Annotated in this window: 20 protein-coding genes; 1 reads left to right on the top strand and 19 read right to left on the bottom strand. The window is 40.8% G+C overall.

Annotation, left to right across the window (positions count from 1 at the left end; genetic code table 11):
• Position 1: 1 nt before the first annotated feature.
• The 6 genes from CEY16_RS15425 to spoIIID all read right to left on the bottom strand — a co-directional run bounded on the left by CEY16_RS15425 (position 2) and on the right by spoIIID (position 5,881).
• A complete protein-coding gene (locus tag CEY16_RS15425) occupies positions 2 to 571 on the bottom strand; it encodes a DNA-directed RNA polymerase subunit beta (protein WP_238378795.1) in 570 nt (189 codons plus the stop codon).
• A gap of 68 nt (positions 572 to 639) precedes the next feature.
• Positions 640 to 1,470 carry a flagellar hook-basal body protein gene (locus tag CEY16_RS07490; protein WP_101331374.1) on the bottom strand — a complete coding sequence of 277 codons (831 nt, stop codon included), beginning with the start codon at positions 1,468 to 1,470 and terminating at the stop codon, positions 640 to 642.
• 121 nt (positions 1,471 to 1,591) lie between these two features.
• Positions 1,592 to 2,410 (bottom strand): flagellar hook-basal body protein, encoded by an 819-nt coding sequence (locus tag CEY16_RS07485; RefSeq protein WP_101331373.1) that lies wholly within the window; start codon positions 2,408 to 2,410, stop codon positions 1,592 to 1,594.
• Between the two features lie 24 nt (positions 2,411 to 2,434).
• Positions 2,435 to 3,436, bottom strand: coding sequence for a rod shape-determining protein (mreB, locus tag CEY16_RS07480; protein WP_101331372.1), 1,002 nt, complete (start codon positions 3,434 to 3,436; stop codon positions 2,435 to 2,437).
• A 275-nt stretch (positions 3,437 to 3,711) separates the two neighbouring features.
• Entirely contained in the window at positions 3,712 to 5,361 is a 1,650-nt protein-coding gene (locus tag CEY16_RS07475; RefSeq protein ID WP_101331371.1) for an acyl-CoA dehydrogenase family protein, read from the bottom strand.
• Positions 5,362 to 5,626: 265 nt separating this feature from the next.
• Entirely contained in the window at positions 5,627 to 5,881 is a 255-nt protein-coding gene (spoIIID, locus tag CEY16_RS07470) for a sporulation transcriptional regulator SpoIIID (RefSeq protein ID WP_101331370.1), read from the bottom strand.
• Between the two features lie 319 nt (positions 5,882 to 6,200).
• On the opposite strand from spoIIID, the gene CEY16_RS07465 reads away from it, so the two are divergent.
• Positions 6,201 to 6,497 carry a hypothetical protein gene (locus tag CEY16_RS07465; RefSeq protein ID WP_101331369.1) on the top strand — a complete coding sequence of 99 codons (297 nt, stop codon included), beginning with the start codon at positions 6,201 to 6,203 and terminating at the stop codon, positions 6,495 to 6,497.
• 172 nt (positions 6,498 to 6,669) lie between these two features.
• Here the strand turns inward: CEY16_RS07465 and CEY16_RS07460 are convergent, their stop codons facing one another.
• The 13 genes from CEY16_RS07460 to atpB form a co-directional block, all read right to left on the bottom strand.
• On the bottom strand, positions 6,670 to 7,356 hold the full coding sequence (locus CEY16_RS07460) for a stage II sporulation protein SpoIIQ (RefSeq protein ID WP_162297887.1): 687 nt from the start codon (positions 7,354 to 7,356) through the stop codon (positions 6,670 to 6,672).
• A gap of 54 nt (positions 7,357 to 7,410) precedes the next feature.
• Positions 7,411 to 8,409: a stage II sporulation protein D gene (gene spoIID / locus CEY16_RS07455; protein WP_101331367.1), complete on the bottom strand. Its 999-nt coding sequence runs from the start codon at positions 8,407 to 8,409 to the stop codon at positions 7,411 to 7,413.
• A 540-nt stretch (positions 8,410 to 8,949) separates the two neighbouring features.
• Complete coding sequence (gene murA / locus CEY16_RS07450; RefSeq protein WP_101331366.1) at positions 8,950 to 10,269, bottom strand: UDP-N-acetylglucosamine 1-carboxyvinyltransferase; 1,320 nt, start codon at positions 10,267 to 10,269, stop codon at positions 8,950 to 8,952.
• 35 nt (positions 10,270 to 10,304) lie between these two features.
• Complete coding sequence (locus CEY16_RS07445) at positions 10,305 to 10,982, bottom strand: YwmB family TATA-box binding protein (protein ID WP_101331365.1); 678 nt, start codon at positions 10,980 to 10,982, stop codon at positions 10,305 to 10,307.
• 67 nt (positions 10,983 to 11,049) lie between these two features.
• Positions 11,050 to 11,283: a DUF1146 family protein gene (locus tag CEY16_RS07440; RefSeq protein ID WP_101331364.1), complete on the bottom strand. Its 234-nt coding sequence runs from the start codon at positions 11,281 to 11,283 to the stop codon at positions 11,050 to 11,052.
• Positions 11,284 to 11,816: 533 nt separating this feature from the next.
• A complete protein-coding gene (locus CEY16_RS07435) occupies positions 11,817 to 12,218 on the bottom strand; it encodes a F0F1 ATP synthase subunit epsilon (RefSeq protein WP_101331363.1) in 402 nt (133 codons plus the stop codon).
• Between the two features lie 56 nt (positions 12,219 to 12,274).
• Positions 12,275 to 13,675, bottom strand: coding sequence for a F0F1 ATP synthase subunit beta (gene atpD / locus CEY16_RS07430; RefSeq protein WP_101331362.1), 1,401 nt, complete (start codon positions 13,673 to 13,675; stop codon positions 12,275 to 12,277).
• A gap of 78 nt (positions 13,676 to 13,753) precedes the next feature.
• Positions 13,754 to 14,629 carry a F0F1 ATP synthase subunit gamma gene (locus CEY16_RS07425; RefSeq protein WP_101331361.1) on the bottom strand — a complete coding sequence of 292 codons (876 nt, stop codon included), beginning with the start codon at positions 14,627 to 14,629 and terminating at the stop codon, positions 13,754 to 13,756.
• A 45-nt stretch (positions 14,630 to 14,674) separates the two neighbouring features.
• Entirely contained in the window at positions 14,675 to 16,183 is a 1,509-nt protein-coding gene (gene atpA / locus CEY16_RS07420) for a F0F1 ATP synthase subunit alpha (protein ID WP_101331360.1), read from the bottom strand.
• Positions 16,184 to 16,200: 17 nt separating this feature from the next.
• Positions 16,201 to 16,746: a F0F1 ATP synthase subunit delta gene (locus CEY16_RS07415; RefSeq protein WP_101331359.1), complete on the bottom strand. Its 546-nt coding sequence runs from the start codon at positions 16,744 to 16,746 to the stop codon at positions 16,201 to 16,203.
• Positions 16,743 to 17,261 (bottom strand): F0F1 ATP synthase subunit B, encoded by a 519-nt coding sequence (atpF, locus tag CEY16_RS07410; protein WP_238378794.1) that lies wholly within the window; start codon positions 17,259 to 17,261, stop codon positions 16,743 to 16,745. Before atpF ends, CEY16_RS07415 begins: the two co-directional genes overlap by 4 nt.
• Positions 17,262 to 17,356: 95 nt before the next feature.
• The gene (gene atpE / locus CEY16_RS07405) at positions 17,357 to 17,569 is read right to left on the bottom strand and encodes a F0F1 ATP synthase subunit C (RefSeq protein ID WP_101331358.1); all 213 of its coding nucleotides are present in this window, start codon (positions 17,567 to 17,569) and stop codon (positions 17,357 to 17,359) included.
• 81 nt (positions 17,570 to 17,650) lie between these two features.
• The gene (gene atpB, locus CEY16_RS07400) at positions 17,651 to 18,373 is read right to left on the bottom strand and encodes a F0F1 ATP synthase subunit A (RefSeq protein ID WP_101331357.1); all 723 of its coding nucleotides are present in this window, start codon (positions 18,371 to 18,373) and stop codon (positions 17,651 to 17,653) included.
• Position 18,374: the final 1 nt, after the last annotated feature.

Genomic DNA, 18,374 nt, shown 5'->3' with positions numbered 1-18,374 from the left:
TTTATTCACCTCGCATATAGTCATAAATACCTTCCCATAATTGACGATCAAGAACGTCATTCATGTCATCACCTTCGCCCAGAACACCATAACCAACCATCAATCCGGCTACTAATGCTCCAACAGTCAGCGCTAAGATGACAATTACCCTTAGCCATACAGGGAAGATTCGAATAAATCCTTTTCTTTTATGCTTAAACTCTTCTTCTTTTTTCTCTTCTTTTACTTCTTTACGTTTCTTGCTTTTCTTGCCCTCTTTTTGGGGCTTTTTCTCTTGTTCTTCCTCATGTTGCTCTTGTTGTTCTTGCTTTTCTTCTACTGCCTCTTGTTGCATAGTATCCGTTTCTTCCTCCGAATCTGGCCATTGTGTAGGGTGAACGGCATTCTTCCACGGATCACCCGGGTCTTCGTTGCCTTGAGTTGGTTCGAACATCTTTATGCCTGGTACTTCTGCCATCGGCGTTAAATTTTCTTCAGTATCCTTTGACACTGGCTTTTGTTCTTCAGGCGAAAACACCTTCGTTCCAGGTATCATTTTTTTACTCGATTGGTTATTAGATTCTGATGCCATCATAGAAACCTCAATTCTCTATCAAAACAAATGCTATCTGCATACGTTTGTCCAATTTGAAAATAAACTTAAGAGCGCATACTTCCAATGAGTCCCATCATCTGGTCACCCATACGAATCGCTTGTGCGTTGAATGAATAGGCACGTTGAGATTCAATTAACGAAGTCATCTCTTGTCCGAAGTTCACATTAGATGCTTCCAATGCTCCCGGTGCTAAATTCGCTTCTGCAGGGGCCACCGCTGCAACTAGCTCATCTGCTGGCACTCCTAAACCTTCCAAGTCCAGTCTATAGCTGTTCGCTCCAACAGGTTCTAATCCACGTGTCCGTTCGATGTCGACAACTTGCAAGTTCCCTTCAACAGCTGTTTGGCCGTTACGAGTAACTTCCACGCCACCTTGATCTGTAAGGCGTATACCATCAAACCCTTCATCGATTAGTATCGGACCGTTTTGCCCTGCGACCGGGTTCCCTTCACTAGTTGTGAGCATCGACTGCTCTCCACCATTAATAGGCTGTAAATAGAAATTACCCGAGCGAGTGAAGCGCTGCTCTGTTTCGCCATTTTCTACTTGAGCATTGACCACGAAGAAACGATTACGGTCTTGGATTGCGACATCCAACTCACGCTCAGTAGTTTGTAAGGTCCCTACGTTCATATTCATGTTCGTATGCGCAAGACGAGAACCCGCACCCTGACGAATCCCTTCAGGTGTCAAACGCGGCGAATCCGCATCATTCCCCTGAATATTATCCACTTGCTGGAACAATAACGATGAAAAATTACTCTGTCGACCCTTATAACCATATGTATTCAAATTTGCCAAATTATTCGACTGCAAATCCATCCGGCTCTGCAATTGATTCATCGTCGTCGCAGCAGTCAGCATACTCCGCATTACGAACCCCACCTTTTTTATGTAAAAAATATCGTGCCCTTAAGTTTTAAGTGAGCTCAATCGAATTGAACCCACGCACTTTTTTATCAAAGACTAACACTTTGAGTAAATATTTTACCCTCTAGCGTAAACGCCCAACCTGGTTGGCAGCTAAATCCATGCTTTGATCATACATCCGCACTACTTGTTGGTTCATTTCAAAATTACGATAAGAACGCATCATCTCAGTCATCACTTGCTGAGGATCAACGTTGGATCGCTCTAGATTCCCCTGAAGAACTTGGAAACCAACACCCGCTTCAGCTCGAGCATTAACTGGAGCTTCTTCGTTAACTGCATACAGATTTGACCCTTCTTTCGTCAAATCGTTCGCATTCGGATGATAAGCTATCCCGATCAAGGTATTATCAAACGGCGAAATGACTTCTCCATTCTCTGTAACTTCGAAGTTTTCTGTGCCCGTTTGAATGCGGTCACCATCTTGATTAAGGACATAGTGACCTTCAGAAGAGGTCAAATAACCTTGAGCATCTACCGTGAAGTTTCCGTTACGAGTCAAGCGAGTCTCACCTTCATTGTTCTGAACGGTGAAAAAGATTGAACCCGTCTCATCTGGAAGGTTTCCATTTTGAATCGCCAAATCAGTTGGGATATCTGTTGGCTGAACATCACCTTGAGTAAATAAAGGGATGTCCTCTTGCATGTACATACCAGAATTAATCGAACCAACCGTTTGATTAAAAGGAAGCGTCAAACCGTTTTTGGTAGGGACATCATGTGTCTCCATGTTCTTGATCAACATTTCAGGAAACGCACGGAACGCAGCACGATCCTGCTTATAACCTGGAGTCAATGAATTCGACATATTATTCGTGAGTGAATCTTGATAGCGCTGGTTCGCGATCATCGCCGAACCTGCCGTATAAAATCCTCTGAGCATTTGAACGCCTCCTTTTTTTATTTATTAGATAGCTCGTTCCTTTGGTAATTTATCAATGTTTTCAAGCATGATGCCAGTACCTTTGGCAACACATGTCATCGGATCTTCAGCGATGAAAACTGGTACTTTCAATTCGTCAGCTAACAGACGATCGAGACCGTCTAATAACGCACCGCCACCTGTCAAAGTTACGCCGCGGTCGATAATGTCAGCAGACAATTCTGGAGGCGTATTTTCGAGCACAGATTTAGCTGATTGAACAATCAGTCCAACCGTTTCTCGCAACGCATCCTCGATTTCTTCAGACTGGATAGTAATCGTTCGAGGCAAACCAGAAACTAGGTCGCGCCCGCGAATATCCATAGTTTCATTACGTGAACCTGGGAATGCTGTGGCAACGTTGATTTTAATATCTTCAGCTGTGCGATCACCGATCAATAATTTATATTTGCGTTTTATGTATTGCAAAATTTCCTGATCGAATTTGTCACCTGCTAATTTGATCGAGTCAGATGTAACGATGTCACCCATTGATAGAACAGCTATATCAGTTGTTCCTCCACCAATGTCGATGACCATGTTTCCGCTAGGTTGGAAAATATCCATTCCTGCTCCAACTGCAGCGACTTTCGGTTCTTCCTCAAGATAGATTTTCTTCCCACCACTTTTTTCAGCAGCTTCACGGATTGCTTTTTGTTCTACTTTTGTTATGTTAGTCGGGCAGCACACAAGTATTCTCGGCTTCGAGAACATGCCGCGGACGTTAATCTTTTCGATGAAATAACGTAACATCGCCTCAGTTACGTCAAAATCTGCAATTACTCCATCTTTTAATGGACGAATCGCTTCGATGTTTCCTGGTGTACGGCCAACCATACGGCGCGCCTCCAGTCCAACTTCTAAAACTTTCCCCGTGTTACGGTCCATCGCAACAACTGATGGCTCATTTAATACGATTCCTTTACCTTTTACATGAATGAGAACATTCGCTGTTCCCAAATCAATTCCAATGTCTCTAGCGAACATTTACAACGTCTCCCCCTGACTAAAAATATGGTTCTTAACGATCTATTTTATTTACTACACGAAAATATACATATCTATTGTAATATTTTATCACTTTTTCGGAAGCCTGTCACACTTTTTTCAGACCGTTATGTTAAATCTTTCCTTTAAGTAACCATTGGGAAATTTTCTTGCTCAATCTATTTAAAAAATCCACTTCAAACAACAAAAAAACCTGATTCTTAATAAAAAAACCAGGAGTGTGAATCGCTTTTTTTTGCATTTAGATCTTACCCTCAACTTCCATGGACTATTTTCTCATAGTGTTTTGAAGCAAGTGGTTCTGCTCGGTATTTTTCGGAATCAAAGTTTTCTGATATATAAATTTCTGCAACAGCATGTGAACGGTCATCTTCAACTGCTTCCAGTGCTACGACGGCCTCTAAGATAAGAGCCATATCTTCAGCCACTTTTTTCGGATACATTAATTTGGCTGAATCACTCATGGTGCCGAGTTGAACCAATGCTTGCTTTAAATCGTCCAACGCTTGCTCGACTGGTTGCTTCAGGTCTTTCGCCGGACCTTGTACTTCTTTCAACCGACGGCTCATTTCAGAGAGATAGGGCTCGTGAGCGTTGAATTTTTCAATTAACCGTAACACCTCAAGTCCGAGAATATTTGCCGTGCCTTCCCAAACCGTTAATACCTGGGCATCGCGCAATAAGCGTGGCGTCACGAAGTCTTCAATGTAGCCGTTACCTCCATGCATTTCAATTGCCTCATGAGAAAATTCAATCGCTTGCTCTGCAGATTCTTTTTTCAAAATAGCAATGTATAAACGTAGAAGTGTCCTGTCCTGCTCGGGTGCCCCCATACCTTGGGGCGTGACCTCATCGAAAAGCTTGATCATGTCGAAAATAGCCATCGTTTCAACCTCAAGTTTTACCGCAAGATTCACAAGCGTTTCCTGAACCATAGGATAACGAGTGAGAGGCGCACCAAACGCTTCACGATCTTCGGCGTAGTCACGTGCTTCTACATAAGCTCTTCTCATGATTCCAATCGATGCGACCGCGTTACAAACTCGTGATAAATTCAAAGCTTCCATCATATACTTGAAGCCCTGTGAAGCTTCTCCGACTAAATATCCTTTAGCTCCGTGTAATTCAATTTCAGCAGAAGGAACAGCTCGAACACCGAGTTTATCTTTTAATCGTCTGATGGTAAGTCCATTCGATGAACGATTTGCTTCCCATGGCACTAAGAATAGGCTTAACCCCTTCGTCCCCGGACGTGCACCTTCCATTCTTGCAAGCACCATCGCAACTCCACAAGTACCAGAGTTACTTGCAAAATATTTTTCACCAATCAAACGATAGTGATCCCCATCTTTTACCGCCTCTACTTCATTGGCACCTACATCCGACCCTCCCTGTCGCTCAGTCAAAAAGGTAGCACCCTCATAGAGTTCGGTGTAACCAGTGGCTATCACATGTGGTAAGAACTCTGCTCGCAACTTTTCTTCAGCATAATGATCGATCAAATAAGCCGTTGCCATAGTCAATGTTACCGGACAATAAAAGCCAGGTTCAGATTGTGAGAGCAAATAACCTTGAGCGTAGGAGTAAAAATAATTTCCCTTCCGTCCTAATTCAGGTATTTCTTTATGAACATAACCAACGATTCCAGTTTCATACGTTTCATCGATCGTCGCCTGATAGCCTTCATTTACCCAGACTTTCGAAATGTCATTCCCCATTTTGTCATACTTGATCAGGCGCGGCTGTCCTTCACGATCTGTATGAGTGGCACGCTCATCGATCTCTCCCGCTACACGTTCACCGAAGTGAGTCAATTCTCGGTCTGCGTAATCGAAGAAATCATCAGGTAGATGTTTTTTGAGTAATTTTTGAAGTAAAGAATCTTGTTTATAGAAATTTCTCATCAAATTAGCACCCTTTTTGTCTGAATTTTCATTAAAATAATTGTATCATCAATTATGAATTTTTTTCCATATAATCATGAGAAAAACTCGGCTTATCGCCAAGTCCTAATGCTTTTTTTTTCACATACTTTAATCCTTTAACAAAGATAAACATTCTTAAAGTACAAAAAAACACCAACCCAAAAACTCGATTGATGTCGTAAATTGTATTTCCCGGGAAATATGTTTCTGAACAATTGACACCAGCAAATTTCCCAGGTGCCTTTTAATGACTCTTTTCTAAGTATTTGCGCTTGGTTGCTTCTCCCCCTCTAATATGTCGAATAGACTTATGGTATTCTAATACTTTTTTTACTTCTTTAAATAACATGGGATTAATGGTGGGTAATCTCTCTGTTAGATCTTTGTGGACTGTGCTTTTGGAAACGCCGAATTCTTTCGCTATGACTCGGACTGTCTTTTTCGTCTCCAGTAAGTACTTGGCAATCTTGATTGTTCGCTCTTTGATGTAATCGTGCAAACCTCTCGCCTCCTGATGGAATTGCCTCTAAAGGTGTAGATGGTAAATTGTATTCACATCAGGTGGGAAATATGTTCGAGTTGCCCACTATAGTTTCATTGATGAGCGAATGGGTTATGTTTTCTAACAAAAGGCTCTGTTAAAGTTGGTTGTTGATATTTGATTTCACAGAACAAATGTTCTATAATTAGGTAAAATAGTTCTATATATAGAAAATTATTATATGCTTAGATTATCTGAGTTCACTGCATAAAGTTAACTTATTCAACTAATGAAGCAGTTTTATTTGATAAGCATTTTAGAGGGGGAGGCAAAGTGTATGAATAAATTTACTAAATGGTTTATAGTCTCAATATCTTTAGCACTAATTGGTTTAATAATTGTATTTAATGTGGAAGAATGGGCGAGATTATCAGGAGAAATGAATAGAAATATATTGTTATTTGGAACCTTATCAACATTTATTTTAGTCTTATCTTCATTTTACTTTTTGTTCAAGGCTAATTTTGAGCGTGTAAAAGCAAAAATAGTAATATCATTATTTTCTTCGCTATTTCCAATAACCGTATTCATAATGAATGGCTTAATGTTTACTATTTATTTTATAGGAAAATAAACCTTGTAAAAAAATGTACTTAAAGTAACAGGTCGTTAGTTGAAGAGGACAATAAAACCAACAAAACTTCCAATTATAAGGAAGTTCTGTTTTTTATAAATATCAACACTAAGCTTTAAACAGAGCCTAACAAAAAAATATCCCCGCCTAAGCAGGGATACTTGTTTAAAACTTAATGAAATCCTGGATCAACATAAGTTCCGTCTTCTATCATTTCGAAATGAACTTTAGTTACATCAGGCTCACCGTATACATTCTCGCCAGAAGTTCCAATCACGTCCCCTTGGCTGACTTCATCACCTTCAGATACGTTCACTTCACTTAAACTCGAATAGACGGTTGTTCGTTCTCCTTCGTGCTCGATTTCAATTACTTGCCCGCGGAGTTCATCGTCATCTACCATTGTCACGGTTCCACTTAATGCAGCAATCACTTCAAATGTCTCGCCGTCTTTGGAAGTTATGTCAACGCCCTTGCTCTGATAATACTGATTATTGTAAAAGATGAGGGCTTGTTGCTGATCTTCCTCGGACGCATTGACATCATAAAATTTTGTCATGATTTCTGCATTTTCCCCGAGTAACACTGGCATTACTAAATCTTCTTGCTGAGCGACAACTGGTTCGGCATCTTCACCTTCATCAGAATCACCCATACCCATCAAGTCATCTTGTTCCTCATCCCAGCTCATGCCATCCGTATCGTTACTTGTCGTTTCAGGCGTCTGGAACTGGTAGAGCAAGATTCCCGTCAACACAACAGCTACGAGTGTAATGTACAATGTCGGATAGAACCAACGCTGTCTCGTCAGCCGCTTCCATTTAGATTGATGGATGTACTTTCTTTCATTTTCATTCATCTTCATCACCTCAGCAACATTCTGAACGAAAACGAAAAAATATATACATCCTTTTTAAATTTTATCTTTGTTGGTTAAAAATTCCTCTAAAGAATTGATCTCAACACCTTGGTAATAATGCTTCAAGATATATTCATAATTCTTCCCTTCACTCGCCATTCCATTCGCGCCATACTGACTCATTCCAACTCCGTGACCATATCCTCGTGTTGTAAAAATCACGTGATCACCCTTACGTTCAATCTCGAAATCATTCGAACGCAAACCTAACTTTTCACGTATTTCACGGCCGCTAAACTCCACTCCATTCAATTGAAGCTTATCGATCCTCTCGCTCTTAGTACGTACGACGTTTTCAACTCTCAGCTCAAGAGAAGTCTCTATTCCAAGTCGATTAAATACTTCTTGATTCGAAAATACTTGCTGCTCTTTGAATTTTGGTGATTGTTCATCCCAAGGACTCGCTACACTCTTTAAATAAGGTATTTCATTCGTCCAATAATCCTCAGCATTTTCTGTGAACCCATTACTCGTTGAAAAGAAAGCAACTTGTATCGGTTGATCTTCATAAGTGATAATTTCCCCTTCAGTCTCTTTCACCGCCTGCTGAATCCGGTCGAATTTCCGCGTAAACTCAACACCCCAAATGTCGCGCAATTCATCAAAATTCTTATACACCTGGTGTTCGACAGTATCTGTCACATCGTACTCTTGATCACCTTGTTTTTTCTGTAACTTCTGCACGATGTAAGTTCTCGCGGCTAACGCTTGGGCTTTCAACGCTTCCATTTCAAAATCTGCAGGAATCTCTGCAGCCACTACAGATACGACATAATCTTCAAGCGGTACTTCTTCAGTCGTTCCCAGTTGATCCCGGTAGACAGTAATCACCGTCTCCTCACCCTCGGAAATTTCACTCGGCGCCCCTTGAGCAATCCTGCCATCCATCGCAAGATCTTCAGCATTCTCCTCAAACGGCATCACTATCAATGCAGGCAACAATGTAATGGTCACTAATAGAATTGAGATAAATAGGATGCTTTGCTTTTTCATTATTAGAATATTCCTCCCTTTCCTTGATCAACCTCTCTATAAATATAGTTATTCATTTTTGAATTTAGTAGAACTAGGAAGAGATATTTTTATAAAAAAATTGAGAGACTTCGATAAGGGCGGGGTGGACAATCTACTATTCGAATTCTGACAATGATAGATAATGACCCAAAGCATGTTAATACCGATAGCAATTTGTGTGGTCTCTTTAGAAATATATAGGAACTAATCTAACACTTAGATCGAGTTATTTAACATTCAGTTCAGATTATCTATCACTCAGACTGAAATACCTAACACTCAGAGGAAATTCACAGACTTTTTTCACCTATTCGCGGACTTACAAACTCTAAATGCGGACTTCCGGATGTTATTTGCGGACTCGCAAACACTAAATGCTGACTTATAGAGACTAAATGCGCACTCGCAGACCTCATTTGCGGACTCAGCCCCAAAAACAGAAAAAGCGACGCCCATAAAGGCGTCGCTTCTATATTAATCTTGATGACTTATAATTTATGATAATTGCCGGTCAATCAATTATTTAGCTTTTGCTAATGATTTTTTAACTTCGGCTGTAACTTGTTCAATTTCGTCCGTTTCCTCAACTACGCGTTCAACATCTGCGCCTAGGCTTCTTAGTTTACCTTCGAAGTTCACGTAACCGCGGTCTAAGTGATATAGCTCAGTTACTGTTGTTTTGCCTTCAGCTACAAGTCCAGTAATAATTAGTGCTGCTGCTGCGCGAAGGTCAGTAGCTGCTACTTCTGCACCTTGTAAATCTGCTGGTCCACTGATGATTGCGCTGCGGCCTTCAATTTTACCTTTAGCGTTCATTCTTTTGAATTCTTCTAGGTGCATGAAGCGATTTTCGAAAACTGTTTCAGTGAAAACGCTTGTGCCGTTTGCTTTGATAGCAAGAGCCATCAACTGTGCTTGTAAATCAGTTGGGAATCCTGGGTACGGCAATGTTTTAACATCAACTGGTTTAAGAGTTTTTGGTCCAATAACGCGTACATTATTATCATTTTCTTCGATTTCTACGTTCATTTCTTTCATTTTAGCAATCAATGATCGGAGGTGATCTGGAATAGCTCCTTCAATCGTTACATCACCTTCTGTTATTGCTGCTGCAACCATGAATGTTCCTGCTTCGATTCTATCAGGAATAATTGCGTGTTCAACACCGTGTAATTTCTTTACACCTTCGATACGGATTGTTTCCGTACCAGCACCGACAACTTTACCACCCATTTGATTGATATAGTTAGCTAAATCAACAATTTCTGGTTCTCTCGCGCAGTTTTCAATAACTGTCGTGCCATCAGCAAGTGCTGCAGCCATGATTAAGTTTTCCGTAGCACCTACGCTCGGGAAGTCCATATAAATGCGTGCACCTTTCAGATAATCCGGTGCGAATGCCTCTACATAACCATTACCTACATGAATCTCAGCTCCCATTGCCTCTAGACCTTTTAAATGTTGGTCGATCGGGCGAGAGCCTATTGCACAACCACCAGGCATAGCAACTTTTGCGTGTCCATATCTTGCAACTAGCGGTCCTAGTACAAGAACTGAAGCTCTCATTTTTCTTACATATTCAAATGGAGTTTCTGTTTTAAGTTCATTACTAGCATCGATATATAAGTTCGTCTCGTCTCTTAAAACATTTATATTCATATAGCGTAAAACTTCGCTAATAGTATCTACATCTGCTAATTCTGGTACCTGTGTTAATGTTGATTTTCCTTCACTTGCCATGATGCTCGCTGCAATTACTGGAAGTACAGAGTTTTTAGCACCCTCTACTTGAACAGTCCCTTGCAGTCGGTTTCCTCCAGATACGATGATTTTTTCCAACGTTTTTCCCTCCGTGTCGATATTCCTTATAGTAATTAATATTCAATTACGAGGATAGGTGTTCCGATTGTCAATGTCGTTGAATGATCTCCCTCTTGTCTCAATGCCAATTGAATATTTGTATTCGAATGTTTATTTTGAACCGAACTTTTAATTCGATCGGTCCATCCCTCAATAACAATAAAATGATTTTCTTCTATTAAATGTTGTTGATTTATATCAATCTCGTTAATCAACTTCTTTTTTAATAAATTACTACTTATACTACCACTAAATTTTGTTTCAAAACAAGTGTATACTGGACTATTTTCAAACAATCTACTGAACCCTGTTTCTTGGGTAATATTCAGTACTTTCTGCTTTGTTTCTTCATCCCATTGATCGCCTGAGATCGTATAAATGACTTGAATGAGTTCTTTGTGCCCATTTAGATTGATACTCTTAGAAGTTTCGTTTATATGGGCGTTTTTGTGGGGGTTATCTTCAAAAGTATTTAAACTTTTTCGATTATCTTCCCACTTTTCAAATTGACCGTATTCTTGAGGCGTCATCTTTTCTCGAAACGTAATGCTGAAAGTGTCAATCCCCCAATCCTGCTCCTCGAAGTACGAGGTCAGATATAGGATGTCAGATTCATTGTTTGCTAGATTCGATGTTTCACCTGCAGTTGGTGATAAAAGTGTTAATATTGTTGCAATGATTAATAAGCGCATCACGGATCCCCCTTTTTTAAAAGGATGATCCTAATCGCTTGATTATAAACGGTTCAAATTTCGACGTTTATAATAAATAGGTCAATTGTCTAGACCAGTTGATGAAGTCTAAGAAAAAATTACTGACCGTTGTACCTATAGTGATCGATAGCATAATGTATAAAATTCTGCTTTCAACCACCTTGTTCTTTGCTATTAATTTTTCAAAGTGCAATGCTTCTAGGCCCTTCCACGCCAAGATAATGAATATCAAGTGCGAAATAATACTGACCATTGCATCTACTGCTACATCTACAAACATCTTGACACCTCGTATACACTTGCTCGGTCGTTATCTTCCTATACTTCGGCATTTCCCGGGAAATAGCGACTCGAAACATGTTTATTTAATTTGGTTCTTTTTGACTATATTATGTAATGTTATTGTTATTGACATTCTTATTTCGTTTCATCTAGGAATATTCGGAAAAATTGTTGGTTATTAAATATTGCTTTGTTTTCGTGATGTTTGAGATAAAGCTCTTGATGATATTGTAAGTTTGCCCTGATTTCACCAAATTATTAACATAGGTATTTAGATTTATATCTGTAATATCTTTGTAATCAGATAAGTTACTTGTATATATCGACAAGCTGTATAATTATTTCACTAAAATATGCGTAAAACAGTACTTATTTCCCAATTGGCAGTCCACAGGGAAGTCCATCTTAATATACGCCTTATTATGTCTTATGTGATAAAGGCTTCAATCATACGAAAAAAAGACCATTGCTCTCTGAGCGGCCTTTTCCATAAAAATGGGCCTGCCGAATTTTTTCAGACAGGCGCCATGATTATTTTCCTGATACTTCAATTCGGTTTCTTGCACGTTCTAATGCGACTTGTGCACGCTTGAAGTCTAAGTCTTCTGCTTTAGCGACTTTCAAACGTTCTTCCGCTCGCTCTTGAGCTTGCTTAGCACGATCGACATCGATTTCTTCGGATTGTTCTGCGGCTTGTGCAAGAATAGTCACTTGATCAGGGCGAACTTCAACAAATCCACCACTAACAGCTATGAAGTCTGTGTGACCTTCTTTTTTCAACCGAACTGCACTGATGGTTAATGGAGCAACTAATGGGATGTGGTTCGGTAGGATACCTAACTCTCCACTTTCTGCTCGACAACTAACCATTTCATAGGCATCTTCAAGTACAGGGCCGTCAGGAGTGACAACACTCACGTTTAGTGTTTTCAATCTTACCCCTCCTCGGGCTCATTAGAAGCGACGCACAACCGCCGCTCCCTGTCCCATTATTGTTCCATTGAGTTTGCTTTTTCGACTACTTCTTCGATGCGTCCGACTAGACGGAATGCATCTTCTGGAAGATTGTCGTATTGACCTGAAAGAATCTCTTTGAATCCTTTGATTGTCTCTTCCACTGGAACGTAAGAACCTTTTTGACCAGTGAACTGTTCAGCTACGTGGAAGTTCTGAGATAGGAAGAACTGAATACGACGAGCGCGGTTTACTGTCACCTTGTCCTCATCAGTCAATTCATCCATACCTAGGATTGCAATGATATCTTGTAATTCGTTATAACGTTGTAGTGTACGTTGAACTTCACGAGCAACCTCGTAATGTTCTTCACCAACGATGTTCGGATCCAACGCACGAGATGTTGACGATAGTGGATCCACCGCTGGGTAAATACCTTGCTCAGATAACTTACGCTCAAGGTTCGTTGTTGCATCCAAGTGTGCGAAAGTTGTTGCCGGAGCAGGGTCAGTGTAGTCATCGGCAGGTACGTATACAGCCTGGATAGAAGTGATTGAACCTTTATCCGTAGAAGTGATACGTTCCTGAAGTTGACCCATTTCAGTAGCTAGTGTCGGCTGGTAACCAACGGCAGATGGCATACGACCTAATAGGGCAGATACCTCTTGACCAGCTTGCGTGAAACGGAAAATGTTATCGATGAACAATAGAACGTCTTGTCCTTGCTCATCACGGAAGTGTTCAGCCATAGTTAGACCTGTAAGTGCGATACGCATACGTGCACCAGGTGGCTCGTTCATCTGACCGAATACCATCGCTGTTCTTTTGATAACGCCTGAATCTGTCATTTCATAGTACAAGTCGTTACCTTCACGCGTACGTTCACCAACACCTGCGAATACGGAAATACCACCGTGTTCTTGCGCGATGTTGTTGATCAATTCCTGGATAAGTACGGTTTTACCTACACCCGCACCACCGAATAGACCGATCTTACCACCTTTTACATATGGAGCTAGAAGGTCTACTACTTTGATTCCTGTTTCAAGAATCTCAGTTTCAGTTGCTAAGTTCTCGAATTTCGGTGCTTGACGGTGGATTGCATTACGTGGTACGTCTTCTGCAATCGGCTCATCCAAGTCAATTTTTTCACCTAAAATGTTAAATACACGACCTAGTGTCGCTTCACCAACTGGTACTGTAATTGGAGAGTTCAAGTTCTCAACTTCTTCTCCACGAACAAGTCCATCTGTTGATGACATTGCAATCGCGCGGATTGAGTCATCTCCTAGGTGAAGGGCAACTTCTAACGTCAAATCGTTACGATGTTCATCGCCACGAACGAATAGGGCGTTGTAAATTTCAGGTAGCTGGCCACTTTCGAACTTTACGTCTACTACTGGTCCCATTACCTGAGTAATACGTCCTTTACTCATCCTTTTCCCTCCTATCGAACTCTTTCTTGAGGAAAATACGTATCTTTCCTCATGCGATCATTTTTTAAAAAATCACGCTTAGTTTTCGAGTGCTGCTACACCACCGACAATTTCTGAAATCTCTTGTGTGATCGCTGCTTGGCGCGCACGGTTGTATGATAATGTCAAATCACCGATCAGTTCATCAGCATTATCTGTCGCACTGCGCATTGCAGACATACGGTTTGCGTGCTCACTTGCTTTACCGTCAAGGAGTGCTCCGTAGATCAAGCTTTCAGCATATTGTGGCAATATTGATGCAAGAATTTCATCTTCATCTGGTTCATATTCATACGTAGTCAAGCTCTTCTTCTCATCAGAATCGCTTTCCTCGATATCTGTTAATGGCAACAGCTTTTTATCCTTCACTTCTGATGAAATGGCACTGATAAAATGGCTGTAATACAAGTATAGTTCGTCTACTTCTTCTTCTGAGAAAAGATTGACTGCGTAACTTGCAATTTCTTTGATCTCCGCGAATTCCGGTTGGTCAGGTAGTCCTGTAACTTCCTTCGCAACTGGTAGTCCACGTTTTTTACAGAACTGAAGTCCGACTTTACCGATTGCTACTACTACATATTCATCAGTAGACTGATGGCGGTCCTGAATCGTCTGATACAGTTTACGCAAAATGTGTGAGTTGTATGGTCCAGCTAATCCACGGTCAGAAGTGATTACGATATAACCGACTTTGTTGACCGGGCGAGAATTCAACATTGGATGATCCGCAGTTGAATTTCCACTAGCAATACTTGATACCACTTCTTGAATCTTTTCCATATATGGTACGAAAGATTTGGCGTTCTGCTCAGCTTTGTTCAATTTAGAAGCTGATACCATTTCCATCGCTTTAGTAATCTGTTTTGTTTTCTTCGTTGAAGTGATTCTGTTCTTTATATCACGAAGAGATGCCACAACGTCTCACCACCTTTTTCTTAGAGACTATTTGAACCTTATCTATTATTCACTGACTGCAAAAGAGTTTTTGAAGTCTGTCATCAACTTGTTGAAAGGCTCTTCTTCTGGAAGTTTTCCAGTTTCACGAATGTGCTGTAAATGCTCAGATCCATGCTGATCTAAGTATACAAATAGTTCTGATTCGAAACGTTGAACATCCTCAACTGGGATATCATCTAAGAATCCACGAACTAAAGCCCAAATGATTGCAACTTGGTACTGAACAGCTAATGGTTTGTGAAGTCCTTGCTTCAACATTTCAACTGTACGTTGACCGCGGTTCAATTTAGCTTGAGTCGCTTTATCCAAGTCAGAACCGAACTGTGCGAATGATTCCAATTCACGGAATGACGCTAAGTCTAGACGAAGCGTACCTGCAACCTTCTTCATTGCTTTGATCTGTGCTGAACCACCTACACGGGATACAGAAAGTCCGGCGTTGATCGCTGGTCTTACCCCTGAGTGGAATAGATCTGATTGTAAGAAGATTTGTCCGTCCGTAATCGAGATTACGTTTGTTGGAATATAAGCACTGATGTCACCTGCTTGTGTTTCAACGAATGGAAGTGCAGTTAATGAACCTCCACCTTTTGCGTCACTTAACTTAGCCGCACGCTCGAGTAGACGAGAGTGTAGGAAGAAGACATCCCCTGGGAATGCTTCACGGCCTGGCGGGCGACGTAATAGTAGGGAAAGTTCACGGTAAGCAGCTGCTTGTTTTGATAAGTCATCATAAACAACTAGTACGTGCTTGCCGTTGTACATGAACTCTTCACCCATTGATACACCTGCATATGGCGCTAAGTATAATAATGGTGCTGGTTCAGATGCACCTGCGTTTACAACGATTGAGTAATCAAGAGCTCCGTGCTGACGTAGAGTTTCAACAACACCACTTACAGTAGAGTCTTTTTGACCAATTGCTACGTAAATACAAATTACATCTTCTTCTTTTTGGTTCAAAATCGTGTCGATTGCAATTGATGTCTTACCAGTTTGACGGTCACCGATGATCAACTCACGCTGACCACGACCGATTGGTACCATTGAGTCGATAACTTTGATACCAGTTTGAAGTGGTTCATCAACTGATTTACGATCCATAACACCAGGAGCTGGTGATTCAATCGGACGAGTTTTTCCAGTTTCGATTGGGCCTAGGCCGTCAACTGGTTGTCCTAAAGAGTTTACTACACGTCCAAGTAGTTCTTCACCTACTGGAACTTGCATGATGCGTCCGGTACGGCGAACCTCATCACCTTCACGAATTTCTGTGAAAGGACCAAGAATAACGATACCTACGTTATTTTCCTCAAGGTTCTGAGCCATCCCCATGACACCGTTTGAAAACTCAACAAGCTCTCCGGCCATAACGCCGTCAAGTCCGTGAGCACGAGCGATACCGTCACCGATCTCGATAACTGTACCGACATCATTTACTTCTATTTCAGAATCATAGTTTTCGATTTGCTGCTTAATCAGCGCACTGATTTCTTCAGCTTTGATGCTCATCCATTTCACCCCTATCTTTACTTGTTTGCAGTAACTAACTTCTGTTCTAAGCGAGAAAGCTGTGTGCCGATCGTGCCATCATAGATTTGATTTCCTATACGGATTTTCAAACCACCAATAATTGATGGGTCTATGATGTTATTGATACGAAGGGTGTTTTTGTTCAGCTTTCTAGTGAAAACTTCTTCGATGTTCTTACGCTCATCTTCAGTCAATTCTCGAACAGAGTAGACATCAGCTTCTGCAATGCCTCTTGCTTCGTTCTTCATCGCCGTGAACTCTTCCACGATGTCTGTGAAATCGTTGATACGACGTTTATCTGCTAATAAGAGAAGTAAGTTTCTCGTTTCAGCTGATACTTCACTGAATGTATCACGAATGAATTGTTTCTTTTGATCGATTGAAATACGTGGGTTATTAAAGAATTCATTCACTTCTTTATTTTCCTGAAAAACTTCTTGGATCACACGCAATTCTGCATCGATTTCTGCTAAGGCTGACTTTTCTGTACCAAGATCAAACAAAGCGACCGCATAACGTTTTGCTACTATTGATTGGCTCATTTGTTTTCGCCTACTTCGCGTAAGTATTGATCAATCAATTGTTCTTGGTCTTCTTGAGAAAGTTCTTTCTCAATCACTTTGCTAGCAATTTGTACAGATAATGTTGCCACTTGTTCTTGTAATGCTTGTACAGCTCTTTCACGTTCTTGAACGATTTCTTCACGAGCGCTTTCTTTGATACGTGTCGCTTCTTCGCGTGCTTCGTTCAGAATCGATTGTTGCTGGCTTTTAGCCGTTTGCTTTGAATCTTCAATGATTTTTTGAGCGTTTTGACGAGCATCTTTTAGTTCGCCTTTCGCTTCGTTCATCATTTTCTCAGCTTCTTGACGGCTATTTTCTGCTGAATCTATTTCATTAGCAATGTGGTCTTCACGTTCTTTCATGACTTTCATTAGCGGTCCCCATGCGAACTTAGCTAATAAAGCAAGCAAGATAAGGAAGATGACCAATTGCGCTAACATCGTTCCTAATTCTAGACCAGCTGCATTTATCACTACTGATGTGTAATCAAGCACAGCCTTCACTCCTTTCGGCTATATCCTCAAACATTTTAATACATAAAGGAATGGCGAAGTTTGACTCCGCCATGTTTGGTTGTAATACGTCCTTACTATTGACCCATAACGATAAAGGCAATAACGACACCAATGATTGGAAGTGCCTCAACTAGGGCAACACCAATGAACATTGTTGTTTGAAGTGTACCGCGAAGCTCTGGCTGACGAGCGATACCTTGAACTGTTCCGTTTACGATCAAACCGTTACCAATACCTGCACCTAGTGCACCTAATCCTACTGCGATAGCAGCTGCTATAAGACCCATTGAAAATTCCTCCTCGAATTATGTTGAATTGTTTTTTTATTATTAGACCACCTGACATTTGCCAAGTACTAATTCCTGAGATTAATGATCTTCACTGATTTTGTGTGACATGTAAACCATTGTCAGCATCGTGAAGATGAATGCTTGAATGACACCGATGAAAATACTGAAACCTTGCCAAGCTAACATCGGAATGAAACCACCTAAGGCTCCAAGCACGCCTCCTGCGATTAAACCTGCTAGTAATGAAAGTAAAATCTCACCAGCATAAATGTTCCCGAATAGACGAAGACCGAGTGTTAATGTATTTGCAAATTCCTCGATAATCTTCAGTGGGAATAAAAATGGCAAAGGTTTGAAGAAGTCTTTTCCATATTCCTTTGCACCTTTCATTTTCACACCGTAATAGTGTGTCAAAATAACTACCATGGTTGCTAATGTCAATGTAACACCTGCGTCGGCGGTCGGTGATTTCCACCATAATTCATGATCGACAACGACCATCATCATAACCCCGAGCATGTTCGCAACCAAAATGTAAGTAAACAACGTCAACCCAAGTGACATGAAGCGTTTTCCTTTTTCATACTCCATCGTACTACCGATGATACCTCGAACAAATTCGATAATCCATTCCATGAAGTTCTGGAATCCAGTCGGTTTACGTTGTAATTGACGACTTGCTGCTACGCCAATAATAAACACAAGTGTCGATGCGACGAGCATCATTAATACCGTTGATAAGTTGAAATCCAACCCCGGTATCCCGAACGCATCCAACCACATTGGACTTTCATGATCCAAT

This window comes from Halalkalibacillus sediminis, assembly GCF_002844535.1.
GTDB classification, from domain to species: Bacteria; Bacillota; Bacilli; order Bacillales; family Alkalibacillaceae; genus Halalkalibacillus_A; species Halalkalibacillus_A sediminis.
This window is presented reverse-complemented; position numbering and strand designations above follow the sequence as displayed.

Bases quoted from the DNA above. Each gene is read 5' to 3' on its own strand.
- CEY16_RS15425 (WP_238378795.1), bottom strand. From the start codon at position 571: ATGGCATCAGAATCTAATAACCAATCGAGTAAAAAAATGATACCTGGA.
- CEY16_RS07485 (WP_101331373.1), bottom strand. From the start codon at position 2,410: ATGCTCAGAGGATTTTATACGGCAGGTTCGGCGATGATCGCGAACCAG.
- CEY16_RS07490 (WP_101331374.1), bottom strand. From the start codon at position 1,470: ATGCGGAGTATGCTGACTGCTGCGACGACGATGAATCAATTGCAGAGC.
- atpA (WP_101331360.1), bottom strand. From the start codon at position 16,183: ATGAGCATCAAAGCTGAAGAAATCAGTGCGCTGATTAAGCAGCAAATC.
- CEY16_RS07460 (WP_162297887.1), bottom strand. From the start codon at position 7,356: ATGAATGAAAATGAAAGAAAGTACATCCATCAATCTAAATGGAAGCGG.
- CEY16_RS07445 (WP_101331365.1), bottom strand. From the start codon at position 10,982: ATGCGCTTATTAATCATTGCAACAATATTAACACTTTTATCACCAACT.
- mreB (WP_101331372.1), bottom strand. From the start codon at position 3,436: ATGTTCGCTAGAGACATTGGAATTGATTTGGGAACAGCGAATGTTCTC.
- CEY16_RS07465 (WP_101331369.1), top strand. From the start codon at position 6,201: ATGAATAAATTTACTAAATGGTTTATAGTCTCAATATCTTTAGCACTA.
- atpE (WP_101331358.1), bottom strand. From the start codon at position 17,569: ATGGGTCTTATAGCAGCTGCTATCGCAGTAGGATTAGGTGCACTAGGT.
- atpD (WP_101331362.1), bottom strand. From the start codon at position 13,675: ATGAGTAAAGGACGTATTACTCAGGTAATGGGACCAGTAGTAGACGTA.
- CEY16_RS07415 (WP_101331359.1), bottom strand. From the start codon at position 16,746: ATGAGCCAATCAATAGTAGCAAAACGTTATGCGGTCGCTTTGTTTGAT.
- spoIID (WP_101331367.1), bottom strand. From the start codon at position 8,409: ATGAAAAAGCAAAGCATCCTATTTATCTCAATTCTATTAGTGACCATT.
- CEY16_RS07440 (WP_101331364.1), bottom strand. From the start codon at position 11,283: ATGTTTGTAGATGTAGCAGTAGATGCAATGGTCAGTATTATTTCGCAC.
- CEY16_RS07475 (WP_101331371.1), bottom strand. From the start codon at position 5,361: ATGAGAAATTTCTATAAACAAGATTCTTTACTTCAAAAATTACTCAAA.